Consider the following 15,208-nt stretch of genomic DNA (forward strand, 5'->3'; position numbering starts at 1 on the left):
CTCACGCGAAAGCGGGCGGCGTCCAGCCCCGCCCGGGGATGCTGTCCAGCAACTGCCGTGTATAGGCGTGGGCCGGCGCGCCGAAAACCTGGTCCGTCGGCCCCTGCTCGACAATCGCCCCGCGCTGCATGACAGCGATGCGATCACAGACCTGCGCCGCGACGCGCAGATCATGGGTGATGAAGAGCATGGTGAGCCCCAGCCGCGCGCGGATCTCCGCCAGCAATTCCAGCACCTGCGCCTGCACGGAGACATCAAGCGCCGAGACGGGTTCATCGGCGATCAGCAATTCGGGCTCCATCGCGAGCGCACGCGCGATGCCGATGCGCTGGCGCTGGCCGCCGCTGAACTCATGCGGGAAGCGGTCCATCGCCCCGGCATCGAGTTGCACCAGCCGCAGCAGGTCGCGCGCGCGATCCAGCGCGCGGCCGCGGTCCTCGCCATGGGTGATCGGTCCCTCCGCGATGATCTCGCCCACGCGCCGGCGCGGATTGAGCGAGGCATAGGGATCCTGGAACACCATCTGGATGCGCTTGCGATACGGCTTCCAGGCGGATCGCGAGAGCGGGCGCAGATTGGCGCCATGGAACAGCATCTCGCCAGACTCGGGCTGCACCAGATTCACCACGCAGCGCGCGAGTGTGGACTTGCCGCTGCCGGATTCGCCAACGAGGCCCAGCGTCTCACCCTTTCGCAGCACGAAATCGGCATCATGCACCGCGCGCACCACGGAGCGCGCGCCGAACCAGCCGCCGCGGTGATAGGTCTTGGCGATGCCCCTCGCCTCCAGCACGGGGGCGCCGGCCTGCACCGCGCGCGGCTTGGCGGCGCCATGCGGCACGGCGGCGATCAGCGCCCGCGTGTAGTCATGTTGAGGGTTGTTGAGGATCTCGGTGGCGGCGCCCTGCTCGACGATGCGGCCGCGCTGCATCACCGCGACGCGATCCGCGATCTCCGCCACCACGCCGAAATCATGGGTGATGAACATCACGCCCATGCCGCGGCGCGACTGGATCTCGCGGATCAGGCGCAGGATCTGCATCTGCGTCGTCACGTCGAGCGCCGTTGTCGGCTCATCCGCGATGAGCAGTTCCGGCTCGAGCGCCAGGGCCATCGCGATCATCACGCGCTGGCGCTGCCCGCCCGAGAGGCGGAAGGGATGCGCGCGGGCCAGGGAGGCCGGATCGGGCAGGTTCACCGCCGCGAGCAGTTCGGGCACGCGATCCCGCGCCCGCGCGCCCTCGCCATGCACGGAAAGCGCCTCGGCGATCTGGTCGCCCACGCGCATCAGCGGGTTCAGCGCCGTCATCGGCTCCTGGAAGATCATCGCCATGCGGCTGCCGCGCAGGCGGCGCAGCGCCTCGGGCGATTGCGCGGAGAGTTCGGTCTCGCCCAGGAAGATGCGCCCCGCGCGGCGCGGCAGCGCCTTCGGCAGCAATCCCATCACCGCATTGGCGGTGATCGACTTGCCGGAGCCGCTCTCGCCCACCACGCAGAGGATCTCGCCACGGTCGACCCGCAGCGTGATTTCCTCCACCGCATGGGGCCGGTCCCCGCCCGCGGGCAGGGCGACGGTGAGGCCCTCGACGCGCAGCAGGCTCATGGCGCGCTGCCGCGCTGCCGCGCGAGCCGCGGGTTCAGCGCATCCGACAGCCCCTCACCCACCAGGTTCAAGGCCAGCACGGTGATGAAGATGGCGATGCCGGGAAAGACGCTCATCCACCAGGCGATGCGGATCACGCTGCGGCCCGACCCGATCAGGAAGCCCCAGGTCATGAGGTTCGGGTCGCCCAGGCCGAGGAAGCTCAGCGCCGATTCCAGCAGGATCGCGGTGGCCACCATCAGCGAGGACAGCACGATGATCGGCGAGAGCGCGTTGGGCAGGATGTCGCCCACCACGATGGACAGGCGCGACTTGCCCAGCACCTCCGCCGCCTGCACGAATTCGCGGGCGCGCAGCGAGAGGAACTCGGCGCGCACCACGCGCGCCACCGGGGGCCAGGAGACGATGGCGATGGCGAAGACCACGCTGCCGATCGTCGGCGTGAAGATCGCCACCAGCAGGATCGCCAGCACGAAGCTCGGGATGGTCTGGAAGAATTCGGTGAAGCGCATGACAAGATCATCGACGATCCCGCCGACATAGCCCGCCAGCGCGCCCAGCGTGACCCCCACGGCGAGCGCCGCGACGGTCGAGACCGCGCCCACCATCAGGGAGACGCGCGCGCCATGCGCGATGCCCGCGGCGACATCGCGCCCCAGGCTGTCGGAGCCGAGCAGCATGCCCATCTCACCCGGCGGCATGAAGGGCGCGCCCGCCATGTCCCAGGGCGAGCCCGGATAGAGCCAGGGCGCCGCGGCGGCCAGCAGCATGACCAGGATCAGCGCCACCAGCCCGACCACCGCGCCCTTGTTGCGCGCGAAACGCTTCCAGAAGCTCATCCCGCCACTTCCACGCGCGGATCGATCACGGCGTAGAGCAGATCGGTCAGCAGGTTGAACAGAACGACCATGACGGAGGTCGCGAAGAAGACGCCCATCAGCACGGGATAGTCGCGCGCCAGCAGCGCCTCGAAAGCCAGGCGCCCGATGCCCGGCCAGGCGAAGACCGTCTCCACCAGGATCGCGCCGCCCACCAGTTGCCCGGCCTGGATGCCCGCGAAGGTGATCACCGGCAGCAGCGCGTTGCGCAGGATGTGCCGACGCGTCACCTGCCCCTCCGGCACGCCCTTGGCGCGCGCGGTCTTGACGAAATCCTGGTCCGCGACCTCGAGCATCGTCGCGCGTGTGAGGCGCGCATAGACCGCCATGTAGAACAGCCCGAGCGTGAGCGCGGGCAGCAGCAGATGCTTGCCCACGTCGAGCACCAGCGCCATGCCCTGCAGGTCGGCGCCCACCGTCATCATCCCGAAACTCGGCAGCCATTCAAGCCAGACGCTGAAGAGCAGCACGAGCATCAGCCCGACCCAGAAGAGCGGCGTGGCATAGAAGGCGAGTGCGAGCACGGTGATGAGGCTGTCCGCCCAGCGCCCGACGCGCTGCGCGGCCAGCGTGCCGAGCGTGACGCCGGCCAGCACCGCAAACGCAAAGGCCGCGCCTGTCAGCAGCAGGGTCGCCGGCAGGCGCTCCAGCACCAGCAGGGAGACGGGCTGCTGCTGGCGATGCGAGAAACCGAGGTCGAGGGAGAGGATGCCCTTCACATAGAGCCAGAGCTGGACATGCAGCGGCTGGTCCAACCCGAATTGCGTGCGCAGCTGCGCGAGGAACCGCTCATCCGCCGCACCCGACTGCCCGGCGATGACGCTTGCCGGATCACCGGGGGCTGCGTGGATCAGGAAGAAGTTGCAGACGACGATCGCCAGGATGACGATCGCCGCCTTGATGCCCCGCCGCAGCAGGAAGCCCGGAAGCTGCGCCGGATTCACGACTTACGACGCGAGGAAGACGTCGTCGAAGCTCGCATTCGGGCCGGTGCCCGTCGTGATCACGTTGCGCAGGCGCCGGTCATGGATGGTGGGGAAGGACATCTCCATCAGCCAGATCTGCGGGATCTCCTCGACCAGCAGCTTCTGCACTTCGCTGAAGGCCGCACGGCGCTCTTCCGCCGTCACCGCCTCCCGAGCGCGCAGGAACAGCGCATCGACCTGCGGGTTCGAATAGCCGCCGGTGTTCGTGAAGGTCACGCGCTGGATGTTGCTCGACACATAGGTGCGCTCCACCCCCAGCGTCGGATCGCCGAACTGGTAGAGGAAGTTGATCGAGGTCTCGTACTCCCACGCGCCGATGCGCCGCGCCCAGGCGCCGGCATCCGTGCTCTCCAGCTCGAGGTTGATGCCGACCTGGCGCAGCGACTGGCGCAGATACTCCGAGAGCCGCGTCCAGACCTCGCCATAGGGCAGCACGAGATGCTTGATCGTGGCGCGCACGCCCTGCGCGTTCGGGCGCAGCCCGGCGGCGTCCAGAAGTTGCATCGCGGCGCGCGGATCGTAGTTCTGCAGCCGCACCGACGGATCATGGAAGCGCGTCGCGCTGGCGATCGGGCTCGTCGCCGGCTTGCCCACGCCGAACCACAGGCGCTGGGCGATGAAGTTGCGGTCGATGGCGTGGCTGATGGCGCGGCGCACCCGCGCATCGGCCAGGGCCGGCACGCGGTGATTGGTCTCGATCCAGGACAGGGGCGCGAAATACTCCCACCCATCCGTGCGCACTTCGAGATTCGGCCGCGCGCGAATGCCCGGGATGGCGAAGGGTTCGATGTCGCCCGAGCTGGTGAGCTGCACCGCGCCCGTCTCCAGCGCCACCTGGCGGCTCTGGCTGTCGGGCACGATGCGCCAGATGATGGTGTCGAGGTAGGGCTGGTTCGGCTTCCAGTAGTTCTCGTTGCGGTCCATGCGGATGAAGTTGCCGCGCTGCCACTCGGTGAACTTGAAGGGCCCGGTGCCGATCGGCCGCTGCACCGCGGGCGCGTTGCGGAAATCCTGCCCGTCGAACAGGTGCTTCGGCACGATGGCGCAGGCGGTGACGTCGAACATCAGCAGGAAGGGCTGGAAGGCGCGCTTGAGCGTCAGGCGCACGGTATGCGCATCCGGCGCCTCGGCCTTGTCGATCAGCGCGAAGATGGCGCGCGCACGCGGCGCCAGTTCCGTGTGGAAGCGCATGATGGAGAACAGCACGTCCTCCGAGGTCATGGGCCGGCCATCATGGAAGGTGACGTTGGTTTCGAGGTTGAACTGGTAGACCAGCCCGTCCGGGCTGATGGTCCAGGATTTCGCGAGTTCGGGCAGCGGCTCCAGCGTCGGCGAGAAGCGCAGCAGGCCGTTGAACAGCTTGGGGGCGGCGATCAGCGTCGGGCCCTGGTTGTTCACGCCGATCTGCAGCACCGGCGGCTCCGGCTGCAGGATGGTGGTCAGCGTGCCACCGCGGCGCGGGGCGATGCCCTGGGCGGCGGCGTCGGAGACGCGCATCAGCACGGGGGCCGCGGCGGAAGCGGCCAGCAGGCCGCGACGCGAAACGCTCATACCTTCATCTCCCATTCCCTGTCCGGCAAGGCTAGACCGCGCTTGGCGCGATGGACAAGGGCAAGGCTCGCCCGATAGCGTGGCGTGCATGAAAGCCTTCGCCCATCCCGACCAGGCGCTGCACACGCCGCAGTTTTTCGTCATGCGCGGCCGGCTGCGGCCAAACTTCGAGGTGCCGGGGCGCGCTGCCTCGCTGGAGGCCGGCCTCGCGCGCCTCGGCCTGACCCCTGCCCTGCCGCCGCCCGCGCCGCGCGCGGCACTGGAGGCGGTGCATGGCGCGGCCTATCTCGATTTCCTGCGCGACGCACCGGCGGAGTGGGCTGCGCTGCCGGGTGCGGGCGAGGAGATGGTGCCCAACATCCACCCCACGCCCGAGATGCTCGCCCAGGGCGGCGGCGCGGGGCCGCATGTGATCCAGCGGCTGGGTGAATTCACCGCCGATACGGGCTGCCCGATCGGCCCCGGCACCTGGCAGGCCTCGATCGGCGCGGCAGCCTGCGCGCTGGCCGCGGCGGGCGAAGCGGCCGCCGGGCGCCACGCCTATGCGCTCTGCCGCCCGCCCGGCCATCACGCATACGCCAACCGCGCCGGCGGGCATTGCTACATCAACAACGCCGCCGTCGCCGTCGCCGCGCTGCAGCGCGCGGGGGCCGCGCGCATCGCGGTGCTGGATATCGACAGCCACCATGGGAACGGCACGCAGGGCATCTTCTGGGATGATCCCACGGTGCTGACCATCTCCGTGCATGGCGACCCGGACCGCTACTACCCCTGGTATGTCGGGCGCGCGGGCGAGACCGGCGGTGCGGGCGCCGAGGGCAAGAACCTCAACCTGCCGCTCGCTTTCGGCACGGGCGATGCGGGCTGGCTCGCCGCCATCGAGGCCGGGATCGCGGCGATCCGCGCGCACAAGCCGGACGCGCTGGTCGTGCCGCTCGGCTTCGATGCCTCGGAGCATGAACCGCTGAACGCGCTGATGGTGACGGAGGAGGGCTTCGCGCGGGCCGGCGCGCTGATCCGCGGCCTCGGCCTGCCGACCTGCATGACGCAGGAGGGCGGCTACAATGTCGAGCTGATCGGCACGCTGCTGGAACGCTTCCTCACGGGCTTCGGCGACTGAGCCGGCGCGCCCCCGCGTGAGCAGCATCGCGCGCATCCAGACCTTCGCCTTCAGCGGCATCGAGGCGGTGCCGATCGAGGTGCAGGTGCAGGTCGCGCCGGGGCTGCCCGCCTTCCTCGTCGTCGGCCTGCCCGACAAGGCCGTGGGTGAGAGCCGCGAGCGGGTGCGCGCCGCGCTGACCTCCATCGGCCTGTCGCTCCCGCCCAAGCGCATCCTGGTGAACCTCGCCCCCGCCGACCTGCTGAAGGAGGGCAGCCATTTCGACCTGCCCATCGCGCTTGGCGTGCTGGCGGCGATGGAGATCATTCCCCGCGATGCCATCATCGAATTCGCAGCACTCGGTGAATTGGCGCTGGATGGCACGCTCGCCCCGGTCGCCGGCGTGCTGCCCGCCGCCCTCGCCGCGAGCGAGCGCGAACTCGGCCTGATCTGCCCGCACGCGCAGGGTGGCGAGGCCGCCTGGGCCGGGCGGGTCGAGGTGCTGGCGCCGCGCGACCTGCCCGCGCTCATCAACCATTTTTCCGCGTTGCAATTGCTGCCCGCGCCGCAGCCCCCGGCGCTGGACGCCACACCCTGGCGCGGGCCCTGCCTCTCCGCGGTGAAGGGGCAGGAGAGCGCGAAGCGGGCGCTGGAGATCGCCGCCGCCGGCGGGCACAACCTTTTGATGATGGGCCCGCCCGGTGCCGGCAAATCCATGCTGGCCGCGCGTTTGCCGGGCCTGCTGCCGGACCTCACGCCCGCCGAGGCGCTGGAGGTCTCGCTGGTGCATTCCGTCGCCGGCATGCTGAACGAGGGCAAGCTGCTGCGTCGTCCCCCCTTCCGCGAGCCGCACCACTCGGCCTCTGTCGCGGCGCTGGTCGGCGGCGGGCATCGCGCGCGACCGGGCGAGATCTCGCTCGCGCATCTCGGCGTGCTGTTCCTCGACGAATGGCCCGAATTCCCGCGCCCGGCGCTGGAGGCGCTGCGCCAGCCGATGGAGACGGGGCGCACCACGATCAGCCGCGCCAATGCGCATGTTACCTACCCCGCGCGCTTCCAATGCATCGCGGCGATGAACCCGTGCCGCTGCGGCTATCTCGGCGATCCGTCGCGCGAATGTGCGCGCGCGCCGGGCTGCGGGCAGGACTACCAGATGCGGCTCTCGGGACCCTTGCTGGACCGCATGGACCTGACCATCGAGGTGCAGCCCCTCGCCCCCGCCGAACTCGCCCGCGCGCCGAATGGCGAGACCACCGCCGTGGTCGCCGCGCGTGTCGCCGCCGCGCGCGACGCCCAGCGCCAGCGTGGCCCGGCGCGCTGCAATGCCGAGGCGGAGTGGGACGCACTGCGTGCCACCGCCGAGGCTGAGGCGCTGACCCTGCTCGAAACCGCCGCCACGCGGCTGCGGCTCTCGACGCGCGGCCTGGTGCGCGCGCTGCGCGTGGGGCGCACCATCGCGGACCTCGCCGGCAGCACGCGCATCGCGCGCGTGCATGTGGCGGAGGCGCTGGCCTTTCGCCACCGCATGCCGGGGCGCGCCGGGTGAGACCTGCTATGGTGGGGCCTCACGCAAAGGATCCTGGCGCATGAGCACCGGCTTGATCGCGCTGCTGGATGATGTCGCCGCCATCGCGAAGATGGCCGCGGCCTCGCTGGATGACGTCGCCGCGCAATCGGCCAAGGCGGGAGCGAAGGCGGCGGGTGTGGTGATCGACGACGCCGCCGTGACGCCGCGCTACGTCCAGGGCTTCTCCCCCGCGCGCGAATTGCCGATCGTCTGGCGCATCGCGCGCGGTTCGCTGAAGAACAAGCTGGTCCTCCTGCTGCCGGCCGCGCTGCTGCTGAGCGCGCTCGCGCCCTTCCTGATCACGCCGCTGCTGATGCTGGGTGGTGCGTATCTCTGCTACGAAGGCGCCGAGAAGGTGTGGGAGGCCATCGCCCCCCACGCCGCCCATGCGCATGAGGAAGCGACCGGCCAGGCCGCGCCGGATGCCGCCCTGTTCGAGGACTTCAAGGTGCGCGGTGCGATCCAGACGGATTTCATCCTCTCGGCCGAGATCATGGCCATCACGCTCGGCACCATGCCGGAATTGGGCTTCCTGATGCAGGCGGTGGTGCTGGCGGTGGTGGGCATCGGCATCACGGTCGCCGTCTATGGCGCGGTGGCGCTGATCGTGAAGGCGGATGATCTCGGCGTCTTACTCGCCCGCGGCGACAATGCGGCCTTGCAGGCCTTCGGGCGCGCGCTGGTGCGCTTCATGCCGGCGCTGCTGCGCGGACTCGCCGTGGTGGGGACGGCGGCGATGGTGTGGGTGGGTGGCGGCATCATCTTGCATGGGCTCGAGGCCTATGGCCTCGGCGGGCCGGCCCACGCGCTGCACGGCGTGGCAGTGGCGGCGGGTGGCGGCCTCCTCGGCTGGGCGGTGGAGGCGGCGGGCGCGGGCGTGGCGGGGCTGGTGCTCGGCGCAGCGCTCATCCCGCTGGTGCACCATCTCGGCGCGCCGCTGATGCGCCGGCTGCGACGCGGCTAGCCCAGCCGCAAGGCATCCGCGATGCGCCGCACGTGGCCCTGCGCATCGACCAGCATCACGTCGAAGCGCACGCCGGCCGCGCCATGGTCCGGGTTGCGCGCCAGCCAGATCTCGCCGGCCGCCAGCAGCCGCGCCTGCTGCCGCGCGCCGAGCGAGAACGCCGCCTCACCCAGCGTGGCGCGCGCCTTCACCTCGACGAAGACCAGCAACCCTTCCTTCTCCACGACAAGGTCAAGCTCGCCCGCCGGGGTGCGCACGCGCTGGGCGAGCAGGCCGAACCCCTCGGCGGTGAGCGCGGCCAGGGCGCGTGTCTCCGCGAAGCGCCCGCGCGCCTCCGCCGCCTCCCGCTTCGCACGCTGCGCCTCCATACCCTAAGCTTAGGCGCATCCGACCGGAGAGCGACATGCCCCGCCTGATCCTGCTGCTGTTCCTCGCTTTTCCCGCCCTCGCCCAGCCGGCGCAGCGGCACATGGTCGCCTCGGCCAGCGCGCCGGCCAGCGAGGCCGGGCGCGCGGTGCTGCGCGACGGCGGCAGCGCGCTCGACGCCGCCATCGCCATGGCGATCATGATGACGCTGACGGAGCCGCAGGCGAGCGGCATCGGCGGTGGCGCGCTCATGCTGCACTATGATGGCGAGAGCCGCGCCATCCAGGCCTGGGACGGGCGCGAGACGGCGCCGGCCGCCGCCACGCCGCGCCTCTTCCTGCGCGAGGACGGGACCCCGATGCCCTTCGCCGCGGCGATGGAGGGCGGGCGCAGCGTGGGCGTGCCGGGCCTGTTGCGCATGCTCGAGGCCGCGCATCGCGAGCATGGCCGCCTGCCCTGGGCGCGGCTGGTCGCACCCGCCATCGCGCAGGCCGAGCAGGGTTTCCCGATCTCGCCGCGCCTCGCCGCCGCCATCCTCGCCAACGCCGATGCGCTGCGGCGTGATCCCGGCGCGCGGGCCTATTTCTTCGCCCCCGACGGCACGCCCCTGCCCGCCGGCCATCTGCTGCGCAACCCCGATCTCGCCGCGACGCTGCGTCTGGTCGCGAGCGAAGGCGCGGCCGCGCTGCATCGCGGTCCGATCGCCGCCGAGATCAGCGCCACCGTGCGCGCGCATCGCAACCCCGGCGGCATGACCGAGCAGGATCTGGCCGACTACGCGCCGCGCCAGCGCGCCCCCGTCTGCGCGCCCTACCGGGCCTGGCGCGTCTGCGGCTTCGGCCCGCCGAGTTCGGGCGGCATCGCGGTGGGGCAGATCCTGGGCGTGCTGGAGCATTTCGACCTGCGCGGCCTCGACCCGCGCGGCGTGGAGGCTGCGCATCTGCTCGGCGAGGCCGGGCGGCTCGCCTTCGCGGATCGCAACACCTACCTTGCCGATGAGGATTTCGTCCGCGTGCCGCTGCGCGGCCTGCTCGACCCCGCCTATCTCACGCAGCGCGCGCAGATGGTGGACCGCAACCGCGCCATGGCACCGCCGCGCGCGGGCAACCCGAATTGGCGCGAGGGTTCGCTCGCCCCGCATGACCTCGAATTCGGCACCGGCACCACGCATATCACCGCCATCGATGGCTGGGGCGATGCGGTCTCCATGACCTCCACCGTCGAGGCCGTGATGGCGAGCCGCATCTTCCTGCGCGGCTTCCTGCTCAACAACCAGCTCACCGATTTCAGCTTCGCCCCCGAGGCCGAAGGCCGGCCCGTGGCGAACCGCGTGGAGCCGGGCAAGCGGCCGCGTTCCTCCATGTCGCCCGCCATCGTGCTGGATGCCGAGGGCCGGCCCGTGCTGCTGCTGGGCTCGGCTGGGGGGGCGCGCATCATCGGCCATGTCGCGCAGACCATCGTGGGCGTGCTGGACTGGAATCTCGACCCGCAGGAGGCCGTCTCCCTGCCGCGGGTCGGCGTCGTCGGGCCGGCGGGCATCGAGCTGGAGGCCGGCACCGCGGCCGCCGCCCTCGCCCCCGCGCTGGAGGCGCGCGGCCATCGCGTGGATGTGCGGGAGATCAATTCGGGCCTGACCGCCATCCGCATCACGCCGCGGGGCCTGCTGGGCGCCGCCGATCCGCGCCGCGAGGGCACGGCGCTGGGCGATTGAGGAGCTTTGCCATGACGTTGTGCCGCATCCTGCTGCTGGCCACGCTCGCCCTGCCCGCGCAGGCGCAGGAGACGCGCGAGATCGGCCATGTGAACACCGCCGTCACCAATCTCGGCCTGACGCGCAGCCACCGCGTGGTGGTGGAACGCTTCGACGACCCGGAGGTGCGCGGCGTGTCCTGCTACATCAGCCAGGCGCGCACGGGCGGCTTCTCGGGCATGCTCGGCGTGGCGGAGGATCCGGCACGCTTCGCGCTGAGCTGTACCGCGACCGGCCCCGTGCAGGTGCTGCCTGGTGCGCGGCGCGGCGAACGCGGCGAGATGGTGTTCGAGAGCAGCACCAGCCTCTTCTTCAAGGAGACCCGCGTGCACCGCTTCCTGGATGAGGAGCGCAACACGGTGGTCTACCTCGCCTGGAGCACGCGGCTGATCGACGGCTCCCCCTTCAACGCGGTGGCCGTCGTCCCGGTCAGGCCGTAGGACTCACGCGGCGGCGAAGGCCGCCGAGGCCGTGGCGCCACCATCGCGGCCTTCTTCCACCGCATGGCAGGCGACGATGGTGCCGGGCGTGCCGCGCGCGGCGATCATCGGCGGCAACTCGGCCTTGCAGCGATCATTCGCCAGCGCGCAACGCGGATGGAAGGGGCAGCCGGAGGGCGGGTTGATCGGGCTCGGCACTTCGCCGCCGACCGGGATGCGCTGCCGCCCGGTCATGTCCAGATCCGGGATCGCGTCCATCAGCGCGCGCGTATAGGGGTGGCGCGGCGTGGTGAAGAGCGTCTCCGCCGGCGCGAGTTCGACCAGACGGCCGAGATACATCACGCCCACCCGGTCGCTCACCTGGCGCACCACGGCGAGGTTGTGGCTGATGAAGAGGTAGGTCAGCCCAAGCCGCGCCTGCAGATCCTTCATCAGGTTGAGGATCTGCGCCTGCACCGAGACGTCGAGCGCGCTGGTGGGCTCATCGCAGACCAGGAACTCCGGGTTGGAGGACAGCGCGCGCGCGATCGAGATGCGCTGGCGCTGGCCGCCGGAGAATTCGTGCGGGAATTTTTGGCCATCGAGCGGCGAAAGCCCGACCTGGGTCAGCAGCTCCGCCACGCGCGTGGTGATCTCCGCCTCGCTCTTCATCAGGCCGAAGGCGCGGATCGGCTCGGCGATGATGTCGCGCACGCGCCAGCGCGGGTTGAGGCTGGCATAGGGGTCCTGGAAGATCATCTGCATGCGCCGGCGCTGCGTGCTGTCGGCACGCGCCTCGGCCAGATCCTTGCCGTCGAACAGCACCGTGCCGCGCGTCGGCGGATAGAGACCCACCACGAGCCGCGCCATGGTGGACTTGCCGCAGCCGCTCTCACCAACCAGGGAGAGCGTGGTGCCCTTCTCGACCGCGAAGGAGATGCCATCCACCGCGCGCAGCGTGCGCTTGCCCTCGCCGGCCAGCACGCGCTGCAGCAGGGGGCGGGAGACATCGAAGAAGCGCGCCACGTCGCGCGTCTCGATCATCGGGGTGCTGCCTGCCTCACGCATGGGTCGCGGCCTCCCCGGCGTCAAGCGAAGGCGCGCCTGGAGCGTATAGCCAGCAGGCCGCATCGGTGTTGCCGGCTGGCATCAAATCGGGGCGCTCCTCCCGGCAGCGGTCGAAGACCTTGGGGCAGCGCGGATTATAGGGGCAGCCCTTGGGGATGGCGGACAGGCGCGGCATGGCGCCATCGATCTGCTGCATGCGCTCCAGCCGCCGGCCGACCGGCGGGATGGAGCCCATCAGCCCGGCGGAATAGGGGTGCGCGGCCTCCTTCACCACGGCGCGCACGGCGCCGATCTCGATGATGCGCCCGGCATACATCACCGCCACGCGGTCCGCCGTCTCGGCGATCACGCCCATGTCATGGGTGACGAGCATCATCGCCGTGCCCTTCTCCCGCGCCAGGGTCTTCAGCAGCGCGATGACCTGCGCCTGGATGCTGACATCGAGCGCCGTGGTCGGCTCATCGGCCACGATCAGCTTCGGCTCGGCGCAGAGCGCCAGCGCGATGACCACGCGCTGGCGCATGCCGCCTGAGAATTCATGCGGGTAGCTGTCGATGCGCTGCGCCGCGGCCGGGATGCCAACCAGTTCAAGCCACTCGATCGCCTTGGCCCGCGCCTGCGCCGGGTTGAGCGGCAGATGCGTGACCATCGTCTCCACCAATTGCTGGCCCACCGTGTAGAGCGGGTTCAGCGTGGTCAGCGGATCCTGGAAGATGGCGCCGATCTCACGGCCGCGGACCAGGCGCATCTCCTTGTAGGGCAGGTTGTCGATGCGACGACCATTGAGGAGAATCTGGCCGCCCGCGATGCGCCCCGGCGGTTCGAGCAGGCCGATGATGGCCGCCCCCGTCATGGACTTGCCGGCACCCGATTCCCCCACCACGCCCAGCACCTCGCCCGGCGCGATGGAGAAGGAGACGTCGTCGAGGGCGACCAGCGTGCCGCGCCGCGTGGGGAACTCCACACGAAGGTTGCGGACTTCAAGGATGGGTTGAACGTTCGACATCAGCGGAGCTTCGGGTTGAGGGCGTCGCGCAACCAGTCGCCCAACAGATTGACGGAGAGCACCAGCAGGATCAGCGCGATGCCCGGGAAGATCGTGATCCACCACTCGCCGCTGAACAGGAAGTCGTTGCCGATCCGGATCAGCGTGCCGAGCGAAGGCTGGGTGGGTGGCACGCCCACGCCAAGGAAGCTGAGCGTCGCCTCGGTCAGCACCGCGAATCCGAGCTGGAGCGTCGCGATGACGAGCACGGGGCCGATCACATTGGGCAGCACATGGCTGACCATGATGCGCGCGCGCGACAGGCCGATGACCCGCGCCGCCTGCACATATTCCTTGTTGCGCTCGACCATGGTGGAGCCGCGCACGGTGCGCGCGAAGGAAGGCCAGTTCGAGATTCCGATGGCGAAGATCACGACATAGAGCGCGATCTGGTCATGCGTCTCGCGCGGCAGGGCGGCGCGGGCGATGCCATCCACCAGCAGCGCGATCAGGATGGTGGGGAAGGTCAGCTTGATGTCGGCGATGCGCATCAGCACCGCATCCACCGTGCCGCCGAGATAGCCGGCGGCGAGCCCCGCCGTGATGCCGATGGTCACCGACATCACCACCGCGCAGAAGCCCACCAGCAGCGAGACGCGCGCGCCATACATGATGGCCGAGAGCACGTCCCGCCCCTGGTCATCCGTGCCGAGCAGATACATCGGGTCGCCTTCCGACGACCAGGCCGGCGGCTTGAAGGCGTCCATCAGCTGCAGGCTGGCGAGGTCGAAGGGGTTGTGCGGCGCGATCCAGGGCGCGAGCACCGCGCCGCCGACGCAGATCAGTGCCACGATCGCCGAGGCGACGGTGACCGGCGAGCGGGTGAAGGAATACCAGACGTCGGAATCGAAGAAGCGTTGCACGGCGGAGGCCATCTCAATGCCCTCCCTTGCCGCGGCCGATGCGCATGCGCGGATCCACCGCATAGTAGAGCAGGTCGACGATCAGGTTGATGGTCACGAACATCAGCGCGATCAGCAGCAGATAGGCGCTCATCACCGGGATGTCGGCCGCGCCCACGCTCTGGATGAACAGCAGCCCCATGCCGGGCCACTGGAACACCGTCTCGGTGACGATGGCGAAGGCGATGATCGCGCCCAGTTGCAGCCCCGTGATGGTGATGACCGGCACCAGCGTGTTCTTCAGCGCATGGCCGAAATGCACGGCGCGGTTCGTCAGCCCCCGCGCGCGGGCGAATTTGATGTAGTCCGTGCGCAGCACCTCCAGCATCTCCGCGCGCACCAGGCGCATGATGAGGGTGAGCTGCAGCAGCCCCAGCGTGATGGAGGGCAGGATCAGCGCCTTGATGCCCGACCAGGTCGCGAGGCCCGTGTTCCAGAAGCCGTAGCGCACCGTGTCGCCACGCCCGAAGCTCGGCAGCCAGCCGAGCCAGACGGAGAAGGTCAGGATGAGCAGGATGCCGATCAGGAAGGTCGGCAGGGAAACGCCGATCAGGCTGAAGGTCAGGAAGAAGCGGCTCAGCCAGGAATGGCGGTAGAGCCCGGTGTAGACGCCCATCGGCACGCCGATGGCGAGCGCGATGGTCGCCGCGCAGAAGGCGAGCTCCAGCGTGGCCGGCGCGCGCTCCGCGATCAGCTCCGCCACGGGGCGCGACAGGCGGTAGGACAGGCCGAATTCGCCCTGCGCCGCATTCGCCACGAATTTGAAGAACTGCACGAAGAAGGGCTGGTCGAGCCCGAGATCCGCCACCAGCGCGTCACGCTGCGCCTGGGTGTAGTCCTGGCCAAGCATGATCGCCACCGGATCGCCGACATAGGCGAACATGGCAAAGGAAAGCAGCGCCACCGTCAGCATGACCGGCAGCGCCTGCAGCAGGCGATTGAGGATGAACGCGAACAAGGCGGGGGCTTTCCTTCACCCTATGGAGGTGGGGCGGCCCATGAAGGCCGCC

14 protein-coding genes are annotated in these 15,208 nt (G+C 70.2%); 5 read left to right on the forward strand and 9 right to left on the reverse strand.

What is annotated here, in order from left to right; all coding sequences use genetic code 11:
* Window position 1: 1 nt before the first annotated feature.
* The 4 genes from AC2D9U_RS19845 to AC2D9U_RS19860 are packed head-to-tail and all read right to left on the reverse strand — an operon-like array spanning window position 2 to window position 5,018.
* Window positions 2-1,603: an ABC transporter ATP-binding protein gene (locus AC2D9U_RS19845; RefSeq protein WP_484752119.1), complete on the reverse strand. Its 1,602-nt coding sequence runs from the start codon at window positions 1,601-1,603 to the stop codon at window positions 2-4.
* Window positions 1,600-2,442 carry an ABC transporter permease gene (locus tag AC2D9U_RS19850; protein ID WP_484752121.1) on the reverse strand — a complete coding sequence of 281 codons (843 nt, stop codon included), beginning with the start codon at window positions 2,440-2,442 and terminating at the stop codon, window positions 1,600-1,602. Before AC2D9U_RS19850 ends, AC2D9U_RS19845 begins: the two co-directional genes overlap by 4 nt.
* Window positions 2,439-3,425, reverse strand: coding sequence for an ABC transporter permease (locus AC2D9U_RS19855; protein WP_484752122.1), 987 nt, complete (start codon window positions 3,423-3,425; stop codon window positions 2,439-2,441). The genes AC2D9U_RS19850 and AC2D9U_RS19855 overlap by 4 nt, the downstream gene beginning before the upstream one ends.
* A 3-nt stretch (window positions 3,426-3,428) precedes the next feature.
* Window positions 3,429-5,018, reverse strand: a complete 1,590-nt coding sequence (locus tag AC2D9U_RS19860; RefSeq protein WP_484752124.1) for an ABC transporter substrate-binding protein — start codon at window positions 5,016-5,018, stop codon at window positions 3,429-3,431.
* Between the two features lie 88 nt (window positions 5,019-5,106).
* On the opposite strand from AC2D9U_RS19860, the gene AC2D9U_RS19865 reads away from it, so the two are divergent.
* Genes AC2D9U_RS19865 through AC2D9U_RS19875 form a run of 3 tightly spaced genes read left to right on the forward strand, consistent with a single transcriptional unit; the run spans window position 5,107 to window position 8,648 of the window.
* Window positions 5,107-6,138, forward strand: a complete 1,032-nt coding sequence (locus AC2D9U_RS19865; protein WP_484752126.1) for an arginase family protein — start codon at window positions 5,107-5,109, stop codon at window positions 6,136-6,138.
* A 16-nt stretch (window positions 6,139-6,154) separates the two neighbouring features.
* The gene (locus AC2D9U_RS19870) at window positions 6,155-7,663 is read left to right on the forward strand and encodes a YifB family Mg chelatase-like AAA ATPase (protein WP_484752127.1); all 1,509 of its coding nucleotides are present in this window, start codon (window positions 6,155-6,157) and stop codon (window positions 7,661-7,663) included.
* Window positions 7,664-7,703: 40 nt separating this feature from the next.
* Window positions 7,704-8,648 carry a DUF808 domain-containing protein gene (locus AC2D9U_RS19875; protein WP_484752129.1) on the forward strand — a complete coding sequence of 315 codons (945 nt, stop codon included), beginning with the start codon at window positions 7,704-7,706 and terminating at the stop codon, window positions 8,646-8,648.
* Here AC2D9U_RS19875 and AC2D9U_RS19880 read toward each other — a convergent pair.
* Window positions 8,645-9,016, reverse strand: a complete 372-nt coding sequence (locus AC2D9U_RS19880; protein WP_484752131.1) for a YraN family protein — start codon at window positions 9,014-9,016, stop codon at window positions 8,645-8,647. The two genes, AC2D9U_RS19875 and AC2D9U_RS19880, sit on opposite strands and share 4 nt — an antisense overlap.
* A gap of 35 nt (window positions 9,017-9,051) precedes the next feature.
* Between AC2D9U_RS19880 and ggt the strand changes: the two genes are divergently transcribed.
* Window positions 9,052-10,725 carry a gamma-glutamyltransferase gene (ggt, locus tag AC2D9U_RS19885; protein WP_484752133.1) on the forward strand — a complete coding sequence of 558 codons (1,674 nt, stop codon included), beginning with the start codon at window positions 9,052-9,054 and terminating at the stop codon, window positions 10,723-10,725.
* A gap of 11 nt (window positions 10,726-10,736) precedes the next feature.
* Window positions 10,737-11,204: a CreA family protein gene (locus tag AC2D9U_RS19890; protein ID WP_484752134.1), complete on the forward strand. Its 468-nt coding sequence runs from the start codon at window positions 10,737-10,739 to the stop codon at window positions 11,202-11,204.
* 3 nt (window positions 11,205-11,207) lie between these two features.
* Here AC2D9U_RS19890 and AC2D9U_RS19895 read toward each other — a convergent pair whose 3' ends face one another.
* Genes AC2D9U_RS19895 through AC2D9U_RS19910 form a run of 4 tightly spaced genes read right to left on the reverse strand, consistent with a single transcriptional unit; the run spans window position 11,208 to window position 15,156 of the window.
* Window positions 11,208-12,251, reverse strand: a complete 1,044-nt coding sequence (locus tag AC2D9U_RS19895; protein ID WP_484752136.1) for an ABC transporter ATP-binding protein — start codon at window positions 12,249-12,251, stop codon at window positions 11,208-11,210.
* A complete protein-coding gene (locus AC2D9U_RS19900; RefSeq protein WP_484752137.1) occupies window positions 12,244-13,257 on the reverse strand; it encodes an ABC transporter ATP-binding protein in 1,014 nt (337 codons plus the stop codon). Before AC2D9U_RS19900 ends, AC2D9U_RS19895 begins: the two co-directional genes overlap by 8 nt.
* On the reverse strand, window positions 13,257-14,171 hold the full coding sequence (locus AC2D9U_RS19905) for an ABC transporter permease (protein WP_484752139.1): 915 nt from the start codon (window positions 14,169-14,171) through the stop codon (window positions 13,257-13,259). The genes AC2D9U_RS19900 and AC2D9U_RS19905 overlap by 1 nt, the downstream gene beginning before the upstream one ends.
* 1 nt (window position 14,172) lies before the next feature.
* Complete coding sequence (locus AC2D9U_RS19910) at window positions 14,173-15,156, reverse strand: ABC transporter permease (RefSeq protein WP_484752141.1); 984 nt, start codon at window positions 15,154-15,156, stop codon at window positions 14,173-14,175.
* Window positions 15,157-15,208 lie beyond the last annotated feature (52 nt).

The organism is Roseomonas sp. TF40 (genome assembly GCF_057219975.1).